18 protein-coding genes are annotated in these 17,461 nt (G+C 68.6%); 4 read left to right on the forward strand and 14 right to left on the reverse strand.

The features are described from left to right. Nucleotides 1–9: 9 nt before the first annotated feature. From IEX49_RS13995 to mftA, 7 genes are all read right to left on the reverse strand, one after another. The gene (locus tag IEX49_RS13995) at nt 10–999 is read right to left on the reverse strand and encodes an AAA family ATPase (protein ID WP_188806777.1); all 990 of its coding nucleotides are present in this window, start codon (nt 997–999) and stop codon (nt 10–12) included. Between the two features lie 7 nt (nt 1,000–1,006). Beyond that, a complete protein-coding gene (locus tag IEX49_RS14000; RefSeq protein WP_188806778.1) occupies nt 1,007–1,849 on the reverse strand; it encodes a mycofactocin-coupled SDR family oxidoreductase in 843 nt (280 codons plus the stop codon). 66 nt (nt 1,850–1,915) lie between these two features. Then, on the reverse strand, nt 1,916–2,764 hold the full coding sequence (locus IEX49_RS14005) for a mycofactocin-coupled SDR family oxidoreductase (protein WP_188806779.1): 849 nt from the start codon (nt 2,762–2,764) through the stop codon (nt 1,916–1,918). Between the two features lie 18 nt (nt 2,765–2,782). Then, nucleotides 2,783–3,619 carry a mycofactocin-coupled SDR family oxidoreductase gene (locus IEX49_RS14010; RefSeq protein WP_188806780.1) on the reverse strand — a complete coding sequence of 279 codons (837 nt, stop codon included), beginning with the start codon at nt 3,617–3,619 and terminating at the stop codon, nt 2,783–2,785. Nucleotides 3,620–3,724: 105 nt separating this feature from the next. Beyond that, a complete protein-coding gene (gene mftC, locus IEX49_RS14015) occupies nt 3,725–4,984 on the reverse strand; it encodes a mycofactocin radical SAM maturase (protein WP_229672726.1) in 1,260 nt (419 codons plus the stop codon). Between the two features lie 16 nt (nt 4,985–5,000). Further along, nucleotides 5,001–5,321, reverse strand: coding sequence for a mycofactocin biosynthesis chaperone MftB (gene mftB, locus IEX49_RS14020; protein WP_229672728.1), 321 nt, complete (start codon nt 5,319–5,321; stop codon nt 5,001–5,003). A gap of 2 nt (nt 5,322–5,323) precedes the next feature. Continuing rightward, nucleotides 5,324–5,425 carry a mycofactocin precursor MftA gene (mftA, locus tag IEX49_RS14025; protein ID WP_188806783.1) on the reverse strand — a complete coding sequence of 34 codons (102 nt, stop codon included), beginning with the start codon at nt 5,423–5,425 and terminating at the stop codon, nt 5,324–5,326. 136 nt (nt 5,426–5,561) lie between these two features. Between mftA and mftR the strand changes: the two genes are divergently transcribed. Together mftR and mftE are read left to right on the forward strand one after the other, a co-directional pair. Beyond that, nucleotides 5,562–6,293: a mycofactocin system transcriptional regulator MftR gene (gene mftR, locus IEX49_RS14030; protein WP_188806784.1), complete on the forward strand. Its 732-nt coding sequence runs from the start codon at nt 5,562–5,564 to the stop codon at nt 6,291–6,293. Continuing rightward, nucleotides 6,280–6,966: a mycofactocin biosynthesis peptidyl-dipeptidase MftE gene (gene mftE / locus IEX49_RS14035; protein WP_188806785.1), complete on the forward strand. Its 687-nt coding sequence runs from the start codon at nt 6,280–6,282 to the stop codon at nt 6,964–6,966. The genes mftR and mftE overlap by 14 nt, the downstream gene beginning before the upstream one ends. Nucleotides 6,967–7,004: 38 nt before the next feature. Here mftE and mftF read toward each other — a convergent pair whose 3' ends face one another. The 6 genes from mftF to IEX49_RS14065 form a co-directional block, all read right to left on the reverse strand. Continuing rightward, nucleotides 7,005–8,534: a mycofactocin biosynthesis glycosyltransferase MftF gene (gene mftF, locus IEX49_RS14040; RefSeq protein WP_188806786.1), complete on the reverse strand. Its 1,530-nt coding sequence runs from the start codon at nt 8,532–8,534 to the stop codon at nt 7,005–7,007. Next, on the reverse strand, nt 8,531–10,159 hold the full coding sequence (locus IEX49_RS14045; protein ID WP_188806787.1) for a GMC family oxidoreductase: 1,629 nt from the start codon (nt 10,157–10,159) through the stop codon (nt 8,531–8,533). The genes mftF and IEX49_RS14045 overlap by 4 nt, the downstream gene beginning before the upstream one ends. Nucleotides 10,160–10,208: 49 nt before the next feature. Continuing rightward, a complete protein-coding gene (locus IEX49_RS14050; RefSeq protein WP_188806788.1) occupies nt 10,209–11,063 on the reverse strand; it encodes an AraC family transcriptional regulator in 855 nt (284 codons plus the stop codon). 12 nt (nt 11,064–11,075) lie between these two features. Next, nucleotides 11,076–12,653 (reverse strand): HNH endonuclease, encoded by a 1,578-nt coding sequence (locus IEX49_RS14055; protein WP_188806789.1) that lies wholly within the window; start codon nt 12,651–12,653, stop codon nt 11,076–11,078. A 132-nt stretch (nt 12,654–12,785) separates the two neighbouring features. Next, nucleotides 12,786–13,175, reverse strand: a complete 390-nt coding sequence (locus tag IEX49_RS14060) for a DUF4282 domain-containing protein (protein ID WP_188806790.1) — start codon at nt 13,173–13,175, stop codon at nt 12,786–12,788. Between the two features lie 121 nt (nt 13,176–13,296). Then, entirely contained in the window at nt 13,297–14,337 is a 1,041-nt protein-coding gene (locus IEX49_RS14065; protein ID WP_188806791.1) for a hypothetical protein, read from the reverse strand. Between the two features lie 137 nt (nt 14,338–14,474). Here IEX49_RS14065 and IEX49_RS14070 point away from each other — a divergent pair, with 137 nt between their 5' ends. After that, nucleotides 14,475–15,860 carry a M14 family zinc carboxypeptidase gene (locus IEX49_RS14070; RefSeq protein WP_188806792.1) on the forward strand — a complete coding sequence of 462 codons (1,386 nt, stop codon included), beginning with the start codon at nt 14,475–14,477 and terminating at the stop codon, nt 15,858–15,860. An 87-nt stretch (nt 15,861–15,947) separates the two neighbouring features. Here the strand turns inward: IEX49_RS14070 and IEX49_RS14075 are convergent, their stop codons facing one another. Next, nucleotides 15,948–16,649 (reverse strand): response regulator, encoded by a 702-nt coding sequence (locus IEX49_RS14075; RefSeq protein WP_268237723.1) that lies wholly within the window; start codon nt 16,647–16,649, stop codon nt 15,948–15,950. A 101-nt stretch (nt 16,650–16,750) separates the two neighbouring features. Between IEX49_RS14075 and IEX49_RS14080 the strand changes: the two genes are divergently transcribed. Next, nucleotides 16,751–17,461 (forward strand): sensor domain-containing protein, encoded by a 711-nt coding sequence (locus IEX49_RS14080; RefSeq protein ID WP_188806793.1) that lies wholly within the window; start codon nt 16,751–16,753, stop codon nt 17,459–17,461.

The raw sequence follows: 17,461 nt of genomic DNA on the forward strand, positions 1-17,461 counted from the left end.
GATCTGCTTTCAACCCGGCTCCGCCGCTGCAGGTCTCAGGATGAAATGGTCCTCCCAGATCTCCCGCAGCACGCGCTCGGGCGTGGTCCCCGCCGCCTCGTCCACGTGGATCCGCCCCGAGAGGGAGACCATGGCCGCATCCAGGATGACGTCGGCATAACGGCGCCGCAGGGTGTTCTCTGCGCCCACCCGGCCTTCGCCCGGAGTATCGAGGCCGTGCAGGTTCAGCAGTTGGGCGGCCACCAGTGCCAGGTCGATGGCGCCTCGCACCGAACTGCCCTGGCGGGTGTCCTCATGCTCCCGGGTGGCCCGGGTCAGGGCGACGGCGTCCGTGACCAGCGCGGAGGCGAGCCGCGCTGGGACATCTTGGCCGCCGTCGGGCCCCAGGCCGGTGCGCAGCGCCACGATCTGATGCTCCGCCGCGGCGTCCTGATACCCGAGGACGAGGCGGTTGAAGCGGTCATGCACCGAGGTGGACAGGCGGGTGGTCCCGACGTTGTCATAGGGATTCATCGATCCGATGATGCGGAACGTCGGCTGGGCCGTGATGGTTCCGATCCGCGGGATCGTGACCTGCCGCTCCGCCATGGCCGTCAGCAGCGTGTTGAGCGTGTCATCCGGCGCACGGTTGAACTCCTCGATGTAGAGGAAGCCGCCCTCGCGCATGGCCCGCACGAGTGGGCCGTCCACGAAGTTCTCATCCCGGTATCCCTCCCGCAGGACACGGGCGGGATCATGCCCTCCGAGGAGCTTCGACGGGGTCAGGTCCGCATTGCCCTCGACCAGGACGAAGGCGATGCCCCACTCCTCGGCGATGGCCCGCAGGATCGTGGACTTGGACGTCCCCGGGGGGCCCTCGAGCAGGATGTCCCGCCCAGCCGCCACCGCGGCGAGGACCAGGTCGAGTTCGCGTTCGCGGCCGACGACGCGGTGGCCGAGGCTCTCGCGGACGCGGGTCACGTGACTGCTGTCCCGCAGGCCCGTTGACTGGATGCTCATGCTCGTCCTACTGGATCGCCGCGCCTCCGTCGACCGGAATCTGGCCGCCGGAAACGTAGTACGACTCATCGGATGCGAGCCACAGGACTGCGTTGGACACGTGGATGGGCTCGATCCACGCCTTCCCGAAGGGATTCAGCCCGGCGAATGCAGCTTCGGCGTCAGACGCTGTCGGTTCGTCCAGGTCCGGCCGGAAGAGCCGGTACGCACTCTTGTTCTTGACCATGGGCGTGTCAATCGAATTCGGATGGATGGTGTTGACGCGAATACCGTGTGGACCCAGCTCGTTCGCGAGCACCTTCATCAGACCGACAATGCCGTGCTTCGCGGTGGTATACGCGGCGACGTTCGCCAGTCCCTTGAATCCGGCAAGAGAGGAGATGATGATGACCGACCCACCCTTGCCGGCCTTGATCAGGTGCTCGGCAGCCGCGGCGTAGGTGTGCCAAACGCCAGTGAGATTGATGTCCTGGATGTCGTTCCACGTCGTCTCGCTGACCTCATGCGTGTTTGCCCCGAAGGTGAAGATCCCCGCATTGGCGACGATGATATTGACGGCACCGAGTTCGGCCACGCCATCGTTGACGGCCGACTTCAGTGCGTCGAGATCCCGCACGTCTGCAACGCGAGTCACCACTCGACGGTCCAGCGCCTCCACTTGACGCGCGGTCTCCTGCAGCTCGTCCTCTCCCGGCAGTTCGTAGAAGCCTTCAAGGCTGTCCACCGGTGCGCAGAGGTCGACTGCGATGATGTCCGCGCCCTCCTCCGCCAGCCGGATTGCGTGGCTCCGGCCCTGCCCTCGTGCGGCCCCGGTGATGAAGGCGACCTTGCCTTTCAGACGTCCTGTCATGATGTGTGGCTCCTGTGTCGTGATGCGGTGATGGTGTCGAGAGCGATAAAAGGTCAGGCGGCGGGCTCAGAAGACGACGGACTTGAGGCCGGCGCCGGCGTCGACGGGCAGCGGTACGCCGGTGATGTATCTGCCCTCGTCCGAGGAGAGGAAGAGGACGGCGTTGGAGATGTCCACGGGCTCGACCCACGGGATGGGCAGGGAGTTCATGGATTGGGAGGTTGCGGCGAAATCCTCGTCGGTGGGGTTCTCCAGGTCGGGGCGGAAGAGCTTCTTCGTGGCCTCGTTCATGATCATGGGGGTGTCCACCTGCGTCGGGTGGATGGAGTTCACGCGGATGCTGTGCGGGGCCAGCTCGAGGGCGAGCGTCCGCATCAGGCCGACCACGCCGTGCTTGGCCGAGACATAGTGGGCGATGTTGCCCATGCCCTTGAGGCCGGCCAGGGAACTGGTGAGGACGATCGAGCCGCCGTTGCCACCGGCCTTGATGTGCGGGATCGCGGCCTTGGCCGTGTGCCACACCCCCGTGAGGTTGATGTCGATCATCGTCTGCCAGCCGCCTTCCGACATGACGTCTGCTTCGGCCATCTCGCCAGAGATCCCGGCATTGGCCGAGACGATGTCGATACGGCCGAACTCGGCGAAGCCCTCGTCGGCCACGGCTTTGATGGCGTCGAAGTCACGGACGTCGGCTTGGCGGGCGATGATGCGCCGGTCCAGGGCCTCAACCTGACGGACTGTCTCCGCCAGGTCCTCTGCGGTGGGGCCTGCGTAGGGAACGTGTTCGACATCCTGGCAGATGTCGAACGTGATGATGTCGGCGCCTTCCTCCGCGAGCCGGACGGCATGGCTTCTGCCCTGCCCCCGTGCTCCTCCGGAGATGAACGCGACCTTGCCTTCGAGACGTGCACCCATGATCAATATCCCTTCTGCTTAGAGGCTCGTCTGGCCGGCGTCGACCTTGAGCTGCTGACCGGTGATGTAGCGGGCCTCGTCGGAGGCGAGGAATAGCAGCGCGTTCGAGATGTCCCGGGCCTCGACCCAGTCGATGTCCAGCGCCTGCATCGTCCGGGAGACCTCTGCGAAGTCCTCCCGGGTGGGATTGTCCTTGCCGGGGACGAACAGTTTGTAGATCGCCTCGTTCTGGATCATGTCCGTGTCCACCTGCGTGGGGTGGATGGTGTTGACACGGATGTTCTCCTGGCCCAGCTCAAGTACCAAGGTCTTCATGAGTCCCACCACGCCGTGCTTCGCGGCAACGTAGTGGGTCATGTTCGCGTAGCCCTTGATGCCGGCCGTCGAGCTGGTGAGGACGATCGCACCACCGTTGCCACCGGTCCGGAGGTGCGGAAGGGCGGCTTTCACCGTGTGGCGGACACCGGTGAGGTTGATGTCGATCATCTCCTGCCAGCCCTCTTCGGACTGGTCAGCCAGGGGATTGATCTCGCCCAGGATGCCGGCATTGGCCGAGACGATGTCGAGTCGCCCGAACTCGGCAAAGCCCTCGTCTGCAACGGCCTTGACTGCCGCGAAGTCGCGGACGTCGGCCTCACGGGCGATGATGCGGCGGTCCAGGGCTTCCACCTGGCGGACCGTCTCCGCCAGGTCCTCGGCACGCGGACCGGGATAGGGATTCGACTTCACGTCCCGGCAGATGTCGAACGTGATGATGTCGGCGCCTTCCTCCGCGAGACGGACGGCATGGCTTCTGCCCTGCCCCCGTGCTCCTCCGGAGATGAACGCGACCTTGCCTTCGAGACGTGCACCCATGATGTGACTCCTTGTTCAGATTGCTGTTCTGATTGCCGTGGGGGTGGCTTGACGGTGGATGGAGGTGGATGTGGTTCAGGGGGGTGATGGCGGAGGGGGATCTGGTCAGGACGATGAGGCCGTGGCGGCGCCAGGAGGCACGAATCCGGCCAGGGGGTCGATCTCGCAGGCGCTGACCGGTGGGCGGGCGGGTGCGCCCATGCCGATGCTCACCGGGACCGGGCGGGACTTCGCGCGCGGGCGGGGCGGTGAGGTCCGGTGGGACCGGTCAACACTCGGCCGCGGGAACTCCAGGTCCGCCTCGCGTCCCTGGAGGAGTTCCTCGCCGAGACCACGCACGCATTCGGGGTCCGGTCCGTCGAGCGGCAGGCCGGTGAAGAACTTCGCGGCCATGCAGCCGCCGCGGCAGGTGTCCATGAACTGACACCCGGCGCAGGCGCCACCCGTCTGCGGCTCGCGCAGCTCGGTGAACAGCTCGGCACCCCGCCAGACCGCAGCGAAACCGCCGTCGGTCACCGTGTTGCCGGCCTTGAACTCATCGTGGATCGCGAAGGGACAGGCATAGACATCGCCCACCGGGTCGATCAGGCACACCACCCGCCCGGCACCGCAGAGGTTCAGCCCGGGCAGGGTCTGCCCATAGGCGGAGAGGTGGAAGAACGAGTCACCGGTCAGCACGCCCTCCCCGTGGGCCACGAGCCAGTCGTAGAGCTCGCGCTGCTGCTCGGGACGCGGGTGGATGTCATCCCAGACATCCACCGCCCGCCCGGAGGGCCGCAACCGGGTGATGCGCAGCGTGGCACCGTACTCGTCCGCCAGGGCCTTGAACTCATCGAGCTGTGGGATGTTGTGCCGGGTCATGACCACGGAGATCTTGAACCCCTCGACGCCGGCATCCTTCAGGTTCTGCATCGCCCGGACCGCAAGGTCGAAGGAGCCCTTGCCCCGCAGGGCGTCGTTGACCTCCGCGGTAGCCCCATCGAGGGAGATCTGCACGTCGATGTAACCGTTGTCGGCAATCCGCTGCGCGGCCTCCGGCGTGATACGCACCCCGTTCGTGGAGAACTTCACACCGACGTCGTGGCTGGTGGCATACTCGACGATCTCCCAGAAGTCAGAGCGGACGGTCGGCTCACCACCGCCGATATTGACGTAGAAGACCTGCATCCGCTGGAGCTCGTCAATGATCTCCTTGCACTGCTCCGTGGACAGCTCGTTCGGATCGCGGCGGCCGGAGGCCGAGAGGCAGTGCGAACAACTGAGGTTGCAGGCGTAGGTCAGCTCCCAGGTCAGGCAGATCGGCGAATCGAGACCGCGTTCGAAGTGGTCGATGAGGGAAGGACGGCGCTCGGGCGCGAGGGTCAAGGCAAACTCCAGGGGTTCAGGCGTGGTCGGTGGACGGCAGCAGCATGTCCGTGTCGGCGAGCCGTTGCAGGGCGGACACGTAGCCCGGACGGGCATCCTCGGCGATCCCCAGGGCAGCGAACGTCGCATCCACGCTCGGGAAGTCGGCCAGTGCGGTGACCAGATCGACGAGCCGGGTGTCCTTGAGGAAGCTGAGGCGGCGGGTGCCGAAGTGGTAGAGCAGGGCCCCGAAGGGCTCAGGCCGCACCGCCACGCGGGGATTCAGGGTCCAGGCCGTCCCGGGATCGAGGACGAGCCCCGATCCCGGATCCACAGCCCGGTGTGTGGTGGTGGCCAAGGTCAGTAGACCCCGCACATGCCGTCGATCGAGACATCCTCGACGAGGTCGTCCGCCGTGACTTCGGGGTCAGTGCTCTGGGCGTGGGCGCTGGACTGATCCATAGTTCCTCCGTGGAAAGTGCCGTGAATGTGTGAGTTGGATCACTCACATGATGGGAGACTAAATGACACTGGGTGCCAATGCAATGGATCGTGCACAACGTGGTGAACAATCTTTCTAGAGGTGAGAGGAGGGGCCATGACCGAGAACCAGGAGACGCCTGACCGGACCCTGGGCCGTCCCCGTGCCACCACGCATGACGTACTGGCCGAGATCGGCGTGGAGCTCTTCACCCGCCACGGGTATGAGCACGTCTCGGTCCAGCAGATCGCCGATGCGGCGGGAGTGTCCCGACGGACGTTCTTCCGCTACTTCCCGACGAAGGCGGACCTGCCCTGGGGGGACTTCGCCCGGGAGGTGGAACGGCTCCGCGGAGAACTGGCCCTCGTACCGGATGACATCCCCCTGATGGCCGCCGTGCGCCATGCCGTCGTGGAATTCAACCGCGTCCCGCCGGAGGCCGTCGACCAGCACCGTGCCCGGCTCGGACTCATCCTCACGGAACCCGAGTTGATCGCCCGGTCCCTGTTGAAATTCCGCGACTGGCGGCAAGTCATCGCGGAGTTCACGGCTCGGCGCCTCAATCTGGATCCCACATCCTTCTTCCCCGAGCTGGTCGGTGAGGTCGCCTTGAGCGCGGCCGTCGCCGCCTATCGGCAGTGGATCCCCTCACTCGACACCGACCTCTCGACCTTCATCGACACCGCCTTCGCCGCAATCGTGGACCTGGACCGGCTGGAGCAGGGCGTCGCCGCTCAGCTGTCGATGCGACTGGACACCCGGGGGCGGGACCACAGGAGAATCACGGGCACCGCGACGATCCAGGAAATGCAGGAATCGCAGGAGGAGAACGCCGATGAGACTCGCTGACGCCACCTGGCCGGACATCCGACCGCAGACCTTCGGCGGCGCGGCCCCGGTGCTCGTGCTCCCGGTCGGGGCGTTGGAGCAGCACGGTCCGCACCTCCCCCTGGACACGGATGCCGTCACCGCCACGGCGGTGGCCACCGCCGTGGCAGACGCCAGACCTCGTGCCGCCCTCGCCCCGACCCTCCCGATCGGTGCCAGCGGGGAACATGCCGACTTCCCCGGCACGCTGTCCATCGGCAGTGACGCCCTGCGTCAGCTCATCGTCGAGGTGGTTCGCAGCTCCACCCCGACGTTCTCAGCGGTCATGGTGGTGAACGGACATGGCGGCAATGTGGATGCCCTCCGGTCCGCAGCCGAACTGTGCACGGCCGAAGGACGGACACTCCTCGCCCACCACCTCGGCCTGCCGGGCATGGACGCCCATGCCGGCCGGACGGAGACCTCGCTGATGCTGCACCTGACCCCGGAGCGGGTGCGGCTGGATCACGCGGAGCCCGGCAACACCACTCCCGTGCGAGAGCTCCTCGCCGAGATGAAGGCGCACGGGGTGCGGGGCGTCAGTCCGAACGGCGTGCTCGGCGATCCGACCGGGGCCAGCGCCACCGAGGGAGCGGAGCTGTTCGCCCGGCTCCGCGACCGGGCCATCGCAGCGTTCGACGGCATCCCGGGTTAGACGACAGAGCGCAGCAGAAACAGCAGAGGCGGCGGAACCTATGCCCCGCTCTGGCGCAGCCGCGGCCGCAGCACCGCCCACCGCCGGGACCGCACCGCGGCACGGAGCACGCCGGTACCGTAGGCCGCGTCCGCGACGAGTCGCAGCGCAAGGTGCCGGGCGGGATCGAGGGCTGCGCCGGCGTCGTGCGCTGGGCCGTCATGGCTGAGGCGGTCCTGAACCCAGTGCCGGGCAGCCTGCACGGTGTCCGGCACCGTGGGAGCCAGGGCCAGCACGACGACGGCGCGCGCCACCCGCCTCGCCCGGCTCACCGGAGCCGCGCACACCATGGACACCGCGAGGGCCAGCGCCCCGAGCGGCCACCATTCGCGACGCAGGGCGTTGCCGACGGCGGTGACCTCGGACCGCAGTCCGAGCACGGCGACCTCGGCGCCGCCGGACACGGGCAGACCCCGACGGTGGAAGCGGCGGACGCTGGCGCCGAGCTGGACCGCTGACCCGCCCACGGCACCCGCAACACCCAGGGCGCGCACCGGTCCGCGACCACCCACTGCCACCAGGCTTCCAGCGAGCACCGCCAGGCCGGGCCACCCCCAGGTCGCTGGAGCGAGCCGGCCAGGGTGCCGGTCCTCGAGCGGGACGGCCGAGGTTCCATAGGCCGTATGCCGCTGGCACCATCCCGCCAGCCCAGCGCGGACCTCATGATGGACCTCGGCGGAGGGCACATACCGGACGGTGTGTCCGGCGGCGACGAGGCGCCAGATGAGGTCGACGTCCTCCCCCACCCTCAGCCCGGGTTCGAAGGGCGGATCCGGCAGGGCCGCGCGACGCACGAGCAGGGCAGCGGTGGGGACGTAGCCGATCTGCCCCCCCGGGGCGACGCGCCGTGCCTGGGGCCCGAGGTCGAGTCCGCCGCGCCGGGACTCGAACCGTTCCAGGACGGTGCCGGGGCCGGCACCGGTCACGGAGCCCCGGACCCGGGGAGCTGCGACGGCCACTGTCGGGTCGTCGACGTGAGGAAACAGGACGTCCAACCAGTACTCGGTGGGCACGGTGTCCGCGTCCAGGAACGCGACGAAGTCGGCCGGTCCCTCGGCTGAATCGGTCGACGCGGCCAGGCCGGCGTTGCGGGCGCCGCCGGGTCCGACGTTCTCGGGCAGGACCACCAGACGCACGCCGTGGGCTGCGCAGACCCGTTCGATCTCCCGGGCATCGGTGGCGCTCGAGGCATCATCCACCACGGTCACCCGATGGCCGTGCACGGCCGGGAGGAGACGCGTCAGGGGCACGGCCGAACCGTGGACCGGCACGATCACCTCCACCTCGTCCGGACGGGGCCGCCGGGGCGGGTGGACGGGCAGGGCCAGACCTCGGTCCACGAGCAGTCGTGCGGTGGCGCGTTCCACGTCGTCGACCGGCTCGACGGCCCCGGCGCCGCGGCGCAGGACCTTCCTGGCAAAGGGACGGGCCGGAGCGGACAGCCGGGCCAGTCCCCACGGCGATCCGCCGAACACCAGTTCGCCGTGGCGGCGGGTGTAGGAGCCCTGGGTCCGGGCGATGGCCGTCATCGGCCCTCCCGGATCCGGGACCCGGCGAGGTGCCCCAGTGCCATGGCCACCGCGGCCGTCCCTCCAGAGGGGTGCGTGGGCAGGACGGAGAGGTCCGCCACGTGCAGCCCGTCGATGCCGCGCACCCGTAGCTGCTCATCCACGACGGCGTCCGGTCCGCCGGCCGCGCAAGTCCCCACGGCGTGGTAGATGCCGCCACCGGACGTGCGGACGAAGGCGGCGGCAGCCTCGTCATCACCGCCGGCGACGCTGACGCCCGGCAGCTCCTCGTCAATGACCACGCCCGAGAGCGCCGGTGCGGCGAGCGCGGCGCGGGCCGTCTTCAGGGCACGGGCGGCCGCGTCCCGGTCGCGGGGATCCTCGAGCAGGGGCGCACGGACGTGCGGGGGCCGGCAAGGATCGGTGTTGGCCGCATGGACTGACCCCGTGGAGTACGGACTGAGGGCATAGGCCTGGATCATCAGTCCGGCATGGTCCGCCGGTTCCAGGCCCGTGCCGTCCGTGGAGATGTCGGTGAGCAGAAGTTGCAGATCCGGCCGGTTCCCGCCGGTCGAGTCCACGGAGGCGGCGAGCGGGTAGGGGCCGGAGGCAAGCGGCCCCGACCGGGTCACGAGGTATTGAGCGGCGGCACCGAGCAGTCCTCGGGTGGTCCCGAGCCGGCCGTTGAGGCCCAGCCCGAAGCGGATCCGGGCCTTGACGGTGGCCCCGCGTTGTTCCCGGAGGCCCTCGCCCACCCGCGGCGCTGAGACGACGGGGTCGATGCCGAGGTGCCGCAACCGGTCCGGGTCTCCGATGCCCGAGCGCTCCAGGAGCGACGGCGTCTCCAACGTCCCCGCGGTGAGCACCACCTGACGTCGGGCGTGGTGACGAATGCGGCTGCCGTCTGCGAGGACAGTCTCCACGCCGACCGCACGGTCACCGGCGGTCAGCACCCGCACGGTCGTCTGCCCCGTGAGCACCCTCAGGTTCCCTGCACGGAGCCCGGGTCGCAACAACGTGGCTGCACTCCGCCGCATTCCGCCTCGGATGGTGGCTGGGGTGCGTCCCACCCGAGGCCCGACGGCGGCGCGCACGTCCGGCACCAACGGCACCCCGGTCTCCCCGAGGCCGGCGATCAGGGCCCGCAGGACCTCGGACGGAGGTTCAGACGAGGGTTCGGACGGGGGCGCGGAGACGGGCAGTACGGCTTCCAGGTGATCGAAGGCGCGTCCGAAGGCAGGCCAGGACCAGTCCGCGCCGAGATGATCCGCCAGGCCGTCGTAGAGGTGCGACTCTCCGCGCAGGTACATGGTGCCATTGATGAGCGTGGAGCCGCCGACCCCGCGGCCCCGCCGCCACACGTCCACGGGGCCCGGTTCCCGTGCCGGGAGCGCCGGGTACTCGAGGCTGATCCGCGGGTCGAACATGGTCCGCACAAAGCCCTTCGGCACGGCCACCAGGGGGTTGCGGTTCCACGGGCCGGCTTCCACGACCAGCACCCGCAGGGACGGATCCTCAGCGAGGGCGGCAGCCATCGCACATCCGGCCGCACCGGCACCGACCACGATGACATCGGCGGTCAGTCCGCGCGCCGCCTCAGGCGGGTCAGGGGATCCAGCGCGAGAGCCGGCGGGACGTGGTGTCATAGTGCGTTCATCGTAGTCACGGGAGGGACTCAGGCCGTCACCGCCAACATCAGGCCCTCTCGATAGGAATCCACAGTTGGCCGCTGCCGCTCGTTCCTCCCTCGTCCGATTGCACGGAGAGCAATTCGGGGCCCGGAGCCCATCGGTACGGATTGGCCGGGAACCACTCGGTCGCCGCATCGGCCCAGAGCTGTTGCAGTGCCTCAGGGAAGTCGCCTTCCGCTTGGAAGACGACCCACAGACCAGCCGAGACGTCGAGCGATTCCAGGCCGGCCGGCGTCGGGCGCGTGGTGGCGACCGCGCGCCAATAATCCAGCCAGCTGCCCTCCGAGCGAGGTGCGTCGATGTTGACGGTGACGGCGAGGCTGCCGGCCGGTTCCTGATCCGAGAGCTCGGCCAGCTGCGTCCGGATGGTGGGGTCTATAGAACGTTCGAAGTCGGCGATGGCGGCGTTCTCCCCCTCGTGGATGAGCGGGACGCGGGTATGGACTCCCACCAGGGTGAAGGCGGCCTTCTCGATGATGCGGTGCTTCACGTCTGTGGTCCCTTCGACGGTCAGATGGAATCTGAGTTGCGGTTGAGAATGGAGGACGGCGCCGGGACGACGTGCCTCGGTCGGTGTCATGCCGTGCAGTGATTTGAAGGCCCGGTTGAACGCCTCGGCAGAGCCGTAGCCATAACGCACGGCCACGTCCAGCACCGTGGAGCCATCCAGGATCTCGGCGGTGGCCGCGGTGAGACGCCGGCGTCGGACGTACTCGGACAGCGGCATGCCGGCAAGGGTGGAGAACATCCGGCGGAAGTGATACTCCGAGGTCATGGCAGTCCTGGCCAGTGCCTGGACGTCGACGGCGGCCGTCAGATCCGCTTCGATGTCGCCGATGGCGCGATTCCATTGCTGCATGGTGTCCTCCCTTCACAGCCCAACTGTAGGGAGGAACCGCTGTCCACCACCCGAGAAATCGTGCCCGGTTGGGTTGGAGCCGGCCCCACTGCGTTCCAGCCGATGGTCAGGCCCGGTCAAGGCAGCCGCCATGGAGAGTCGCGCCAGTGTCCTCGCGGTGTTCCACCCGGACATGACGGCAGCAGCACGCGCCTCGGGGGCGCTCGAATGCCTTGGTCTCTCATGACGAGATGGATACATTCGGCTGAGGAGGGGCGATGTCCGGTTCTCGTAACGGTGGCCGGTGGGGGTGATGACGCCCAGTCCGTCAGGGGTGGCCTCGTGACGCCAGCCGGCGTTCTCCTTGGTGTAGTTGCACCGCGCGCACAGCCCCGAGCCATTGTTGAAGCTCGTCAGGCCTCCCTCGCTGTGCGGCGTCGCATGGTCGGCGTGCCTGATGGGCGCCTCACACCACGGGGTGCGGCAGACGTCGTCCCGCAGGACGAGCATCCTGCGCAGTAGCGGCGGGAACACCCGGGCCTTCGAGTCCATGGCCACCAAATGCGCGGATTCCGGTGCCGTGAAAAGCCGACGGAGGAAGACCTCGGCTTCAGGGTCAGTCACCATCTGCCGGGCCTGCTCCGCTGGGATCGGCCCCTGGCCGGGCAACCAGCCGGAGGCGGGGTCTCCATCCAACAGGGTGGCGTCCGTCATCACGAGGTGGATCTCCGTGGGGATCGCCGGCGCCGAGGACTGTCCGGTGGCGCGTTCCACCAGGAGGTCGGCCATGGTCTGGTCCCGCGTCCGCCCCTCCGCATCGCCCACCCCCACGGCAGTGCTGGCGTCCCGGTGCAGGTTCGCGTACACCGCCACGGCCTGGGGCATCGGCAGCAGAGCCGTCAGGTAGGCCATGCCGCCGGTGGCCGGACGGACTGAGACCCGGCGTTCGGCCGTGCCCCGCTCCAGCTGGGCGACGGCGGACTCCTGATCCAGACGCTGGGCATGGGCCCTGGCCTCAGCGGCCAGCTTCTTCACGCCGATGGGTCCCAGACGGCATGACATCAACTCGTCCACGGTCCGGCGGTGTTCCACCGGCAGCCAGGCCGTCTCGCGTGCCATGGCCGTGGCGTGCTCCTCGGAGATCTCACCGTCCGTCAGGGCGCGGAGGGTATTCGGCATCTCGTGGCAGAGGGCACGGGCCAGGCCGATGTGGCGTCCGCCCCGTTGTGCCGGATCCCGGCGGGCCAATGCCACCTCGCCGCCGACTCCACGACCCTGTTGATCGGCCGGCACTCCTTCTGCGGCTTCCCGATTTCGGCGCAGGCCATCCAGGGCCACCGCCTCGCGGGCCTGGAGTGCCGCGCACGTCGCTTTGAGGGACTCCAGGACCCGGATCCTGTCTATGGCCTCGACCTCAGTTCCAGCAGAGGCCATCCCCGCGAGGGCTTCCCGGAGTTCCGTGAGTTGCTCGGAGCTCTTCACCTGCCCGAACAGAGCTCCGGCCACATCCGCAGGGGGTTCGCAGGTGGCGCTTCTGGTACCAACGCGCGCGTCACCGACGGCCCCGTCGGCGGAGCCGAGGGCCGAAGCGATGCACGCGAGTTCTTCCATGTTCTGACCCTATGAGAGGGCCCGGACACGTTAAGGCGACGCCGGCGAGCCTGTGGACATCCGCTTCTTGTGGGCGCTGGTGGGCGTCGCGTGATGGACCTTACATGAAGGGCGAGGACTCGAGAACGATTTCTAGTGTGCGGCGCGGCCGTCGGAGGGCCGCTCGATCAGGGTGTCCATGGCGGTGGAGAATTCGAGGACGATCCGGGCGCAGGCGATCCAGAGCACGGCGGGTATCCAGCCGAGCAGCAGGGCCAGGATCCCCAGCGGGATGCCCTGACTGAACCCGATGACCACCACGGCCACCCAGGTCACCACGATGCCCACCACGACCACGGCATAGATGGCACGGGCCAGGCCCATCGACATCCGCTGGTCCCCGTTCAATTCGAAGAGGGCCCGGAAGAGGGACACGGGTCCGTGCGGCTCTGGCGGGGAGTGCTCCGGGTGGCGATACGGGCTGAAGTGGCTGGTGGGATCCTGCCGACCAGCGGCCGGCCGCGAATCATGGGAGACAACCATCTCGGACCTCCTGCATCGGACCGGGTGCACCACGGCGGATCAGGAAGATCACGTGCATCAGGTGCACCACATACCTTCACCCTAGGACTGCCGTTGAGCAGTGTGAAGATGCCGTGGACGCTCACGTGGAAGCAGGAGAACCGGAGTGCACGGCTCGGCCGACCGGCTCCGCCACCGCCGCGTTCTCGAGGTACCCGATCACCGCATGCGGCTTATCGCCCGCGTTGACCCGCACGTCCCGGATCTGCCCCGTCACGGCCTGCTTCAGACGGGGGGCCAACGGGTTCAGGATCGCCACCACATCACGTACGTCATAGCCGTTCACCCAGGCCGAACGCCGGACCGGGACCACCGCAGGCACCGGCACCGGCCCCGCCCCGGCTCCCCCGAGCAGATGCCTCTGCACCACCGGCAGTCCCAGCGGACTCCCGGTGGTCGCCACCAGGGCGATCGTTCGTCCCTGCGCACCCCGGGTCAGTGCATCGTAGGCGACCACGCTGCCCAGGCTGTGCCCGACCACCACCACGGGTTCCCCTCTCGGGACATCGGCGAGCGCCCGCTCCACGATCGCCAGCACGGTCTGACGCACCTCGGCGCAGCCCAGATAGTAGGCCACGTCCGTGAAGTACTCCTCGATCACCCGAGCCGAGACCCCTGCCCTCTCTGCCAGGAACTGCAGGGCCGCTCGCAGCCACGGCACCCTCAGCAGCTCGTCCAGTTCCCACCACGGACGCCCGACGCCGGCCGGGACACCTCGGGCGGTCGGCTCACCGGCCGCGGGGTGAAGGGACTCGGGGTGAAGGGATGCAGAGGCCGGGTCGAACCGCAAGTGTTCGGTGACGTCATGGACCAAGCCGGCTTTGACCTCGCAGACCGCCTGCACGTCGGCGGGCAACGGCTCGCCGGTACTCCAGCGGGCGAGGTCCGGTCCCGGGCCGGAGCCCTCGCGTTCGGCGACCGCGTCGCGGAACGCATTGCCGTAGAACGGGAACAGGACGGGGGCGGCGTCCGGGATCGGCGGCCGGCCGGCGTCGTGAAGTCCGGTGTTCAGGGCCTGCAGCCATCGGCGGCGAATGGCGTCCGCATGCTCTGCGACCTGACTAGGCGGGATACCCGGAGCGGTGTGCTGGCCCCGCCCGTGGATGAGGAACAACGTGGTCATGGTCTGCCTCCTGGCCACAGACTAAACCTTGACGTTCGCTGAACACGTCACATCTACTGGCCGGGTTCAGGAGGCAGAGCCCGTGGACGAGGACGTCCGACCGGGCCCCGCCTCAACCAAGGAGGAGGGCATTTCCCATGGGACACAAGAAAAGACTGACCGCTGTAGGCTGCGTGCTGGCCCTGGCCGGCACGGCACTGGTGGCTGGCCCGACGGCCGCCGCACCGGACACGAGCGAAACAGCAGCAAGGGCTGACACGGCGGACACGCAGGCCCTGGAGCGGTCGTTGACCGAGGCTCCGTCACGAGGCCTGCAGACACCGTTCGAGGCCAGCAACGGGGCGAACTGGACCACGGTCGAGGAGGCGCAGGCGTTCCTGGAGGACCTCGACGCGGGCAGCAAGCGCGTGGCCCTGCAGCAGGTGGGCGAGTCGGTGGAGGGCCACCCCCTCAACCTCGTCACCGTCGGTTCCCCCGCAGCGGAATCGTACGAGGAGGTCGCCGACGGCTCCATGATCCTGTTCAACTGCTCGATCCACGGCGATGAGCCCTCCGGGCGGGAGGGGTGCCTCCAGCTGGCCCGGGACCTGAGCACCACCAAGGATCCGGCGTGGAAGCGGCTGCTGAACAGGACCACGGTGGGCTTCACCTTCATCAACCCGGACGGCTGGGAGGCCGACACCCGGGAGAATGCCGATGATGTGGACATCAACCGGGACTTCCTCGCCCTGGCCACCCCGGAGGCCCAGGCCCTGGCGACGGTCATGCGGGACTGGAATCCAGACGTGCTCAACGACCTGCACGAGTTCGGTCCGCGCGAGTTCTATGACACGCAGGCCCTGGTCCTGTGGCCCCGCAACCGGAACGTGGACTCGACCATCCATGATCTGTCCGAGCGGATGGTGAACGACTACACGGCCGCACAGATCGAGGCCAATGGCATGACCAGCGGGATCTACGGCCTGCTGGTCAAGGACGGTGAGCCGTTCCAGCAGGTGGCCGGTGACCACCAGGCCAGGATCCTGCGCAACTACACGGGCCTGAAGCACATCACCGGGCAGCTGACGGAGGCGGCGCAAGGCCCGGTGACCCCGGAGGAGGAGAACGACCCGCTGTTGGCGAACCGCCGTGCCGTGGACGTGCAGTACTCGAGCGCCGTCGGCTCACTGGCCATGATCTCGGAGAACCGGACCAGGCTCGCCCGCCAGTCGGCCCAGGCCGCCGAACGTGCCACCCAGGCCGGTGCCGACCAAGCCGGCGTCGTCTACTTCAGCGGCCAGGACAACATGCTCCCGACCACCAGTGACGGCGCCGAGCCCCACCCCATGTGCGGATACCAGCTGACCGAGGCGCAGCTGTCCGAGGTGGGGTCCACCCTGGAACTGCATGAGATCGCGTGGGAGGAGAACGCCGAGGGCGCCTTCGTCACCATGGCGCAGCCCGGCAAGACGCTGATCCCGCTGCTGCTCGATGAGCGTGCCGAGTACGGGTTGACGGAGGCCACCCCACTGGACGACTGCTGAGACGACCAGGTCCGTCAGCGACGGTGCTGCCCGGCGCCGGCCACCCCTGCGGTGGCCGGCACCGGGCGGACTCGTTCTCGCGGTCTGTCACTGCCCCGCGTTGACCAGTCCCGACTCATAGGCGGTGACCACGATCTGTGTCCGGTCCCGCAGGCCGAGTTTGGCCAGGATCCGGGACACGTGGGTCTTGATGGTCTGCTCGGAGAGGAACAGCTCGCCGGCCAGCTCCGCGTTGGACCGCCCGGTGGCCACGAGCCGCATGACCTCCAGTTCCCGCTCGGTCAGCTCCCCCAGCACGGTCACATCCGGCTGGCGCGCCACCGGCCGGCTGACGTAGTCAGCGATCAGCTTCTGGGTGATCGACGGCGCCAGCAGGGCCTCCCCGGCCGCGACCACCCGCACGGCGTTCGCGAGGTCCTCGGCGGTGGCGTCCTTGAGCAGGAAGCCGCTGGCACCGGCCTGCAGGGCGGCGAAGACATACTCGTCCGCGTCGAAGGTGGTCAGCATGATCACCCGCGGATGGGTGTCCCCCGGCATCGCGAAGACCGCACGCGTGGCATCCAGCCCATTGACCACCGGCATGCGGATGTCCATCAGCACCACGTCCGGCCGGGACCGCTTGACCAGGTCCACCACCTCGGCCCCATCCTGTGCGCTCCCGACGACGGTCATGTCCGCCTGCGCGTCCAGCAGAGCCCCGAAGCCCTGGCGGACCATGGCCTGGTCATCCACGATGAGGATGCGGATCGGGTGGACGGCGGAGAACGGATCCGCGGGTGTCGGGCTCACCCGACCAGCGTAACCGTCACGCCCTGGTACCCCTCACGTAGCCCCCACGTTCACCCTGCCGAGTGATGACTGGCCCCGGCCGACTCCGTAGCTTCGCCAGCATGAACTCCGAACCCTCCCTGACCCACCGCACGCGCCTCGGGTCCGTCCTGACCCGCCTCGGCCGTGACTTCGCCTTCGTCCTGCCCGGCTTCTTCATCTCCCTGTTCGCCTTCGTCCTGCTCGTACCGCTGTTCACGCTGGCCCTCGGCACGGCCGTCATCTGGATCGGCGTCTGGCTGCTGCCCCTCGTCCTCCTGGTGGCCACCGGGTTCGCCGAACTGTCTCGCAGCAGGGTACGGCTGTGGGGCGGCCGGCTCGACCAACCTGCCTACCGCCGAGGCGGCACCGGTATCACCGGCTCCCTCCGCTACCTCACCGACCCGCGGCGCTGGCTGGACCTGCTCTTCGAGACCCTTATCGCCTTCCCCGTGCGCACCCTCACCTTCGTGGTCTCCGTGACCTGGACTGCCGGGACCCTCGGGGGGACCACCTACGTCCTGTGGGGCCACTACCTCCCCCGCGGCGATCAGGACTCCCCGCTGGCCGCCGGCATGCTCGAGGCCCTGACCGGCGGAGCCATCCCGGATGCCGTGGCCACCAGCTATGCGGTCGAATCCGTGTTCAACTTCCTGGTCGGCGTGGTCTTCCTGCTCACCCTTCCCGCCGTGATGCGCGGACTCGCGCTGCTCGACGCCACGACCACCTCGGCTGCGCTCGGGGCCGGGCCGGCGTCGGGATATCCGGTGCCCGCCGGCGCACGGGTAGCGTGA

The organism is Citricoccus zhacaiensis (assembly GCF_014645315.1).
GTDB lineage: Bacteria > Actinomycetota > Actinomycetes > Actinomycetales > Micrococcaceae > Citricoccus > Citricoccus zhacaiensis.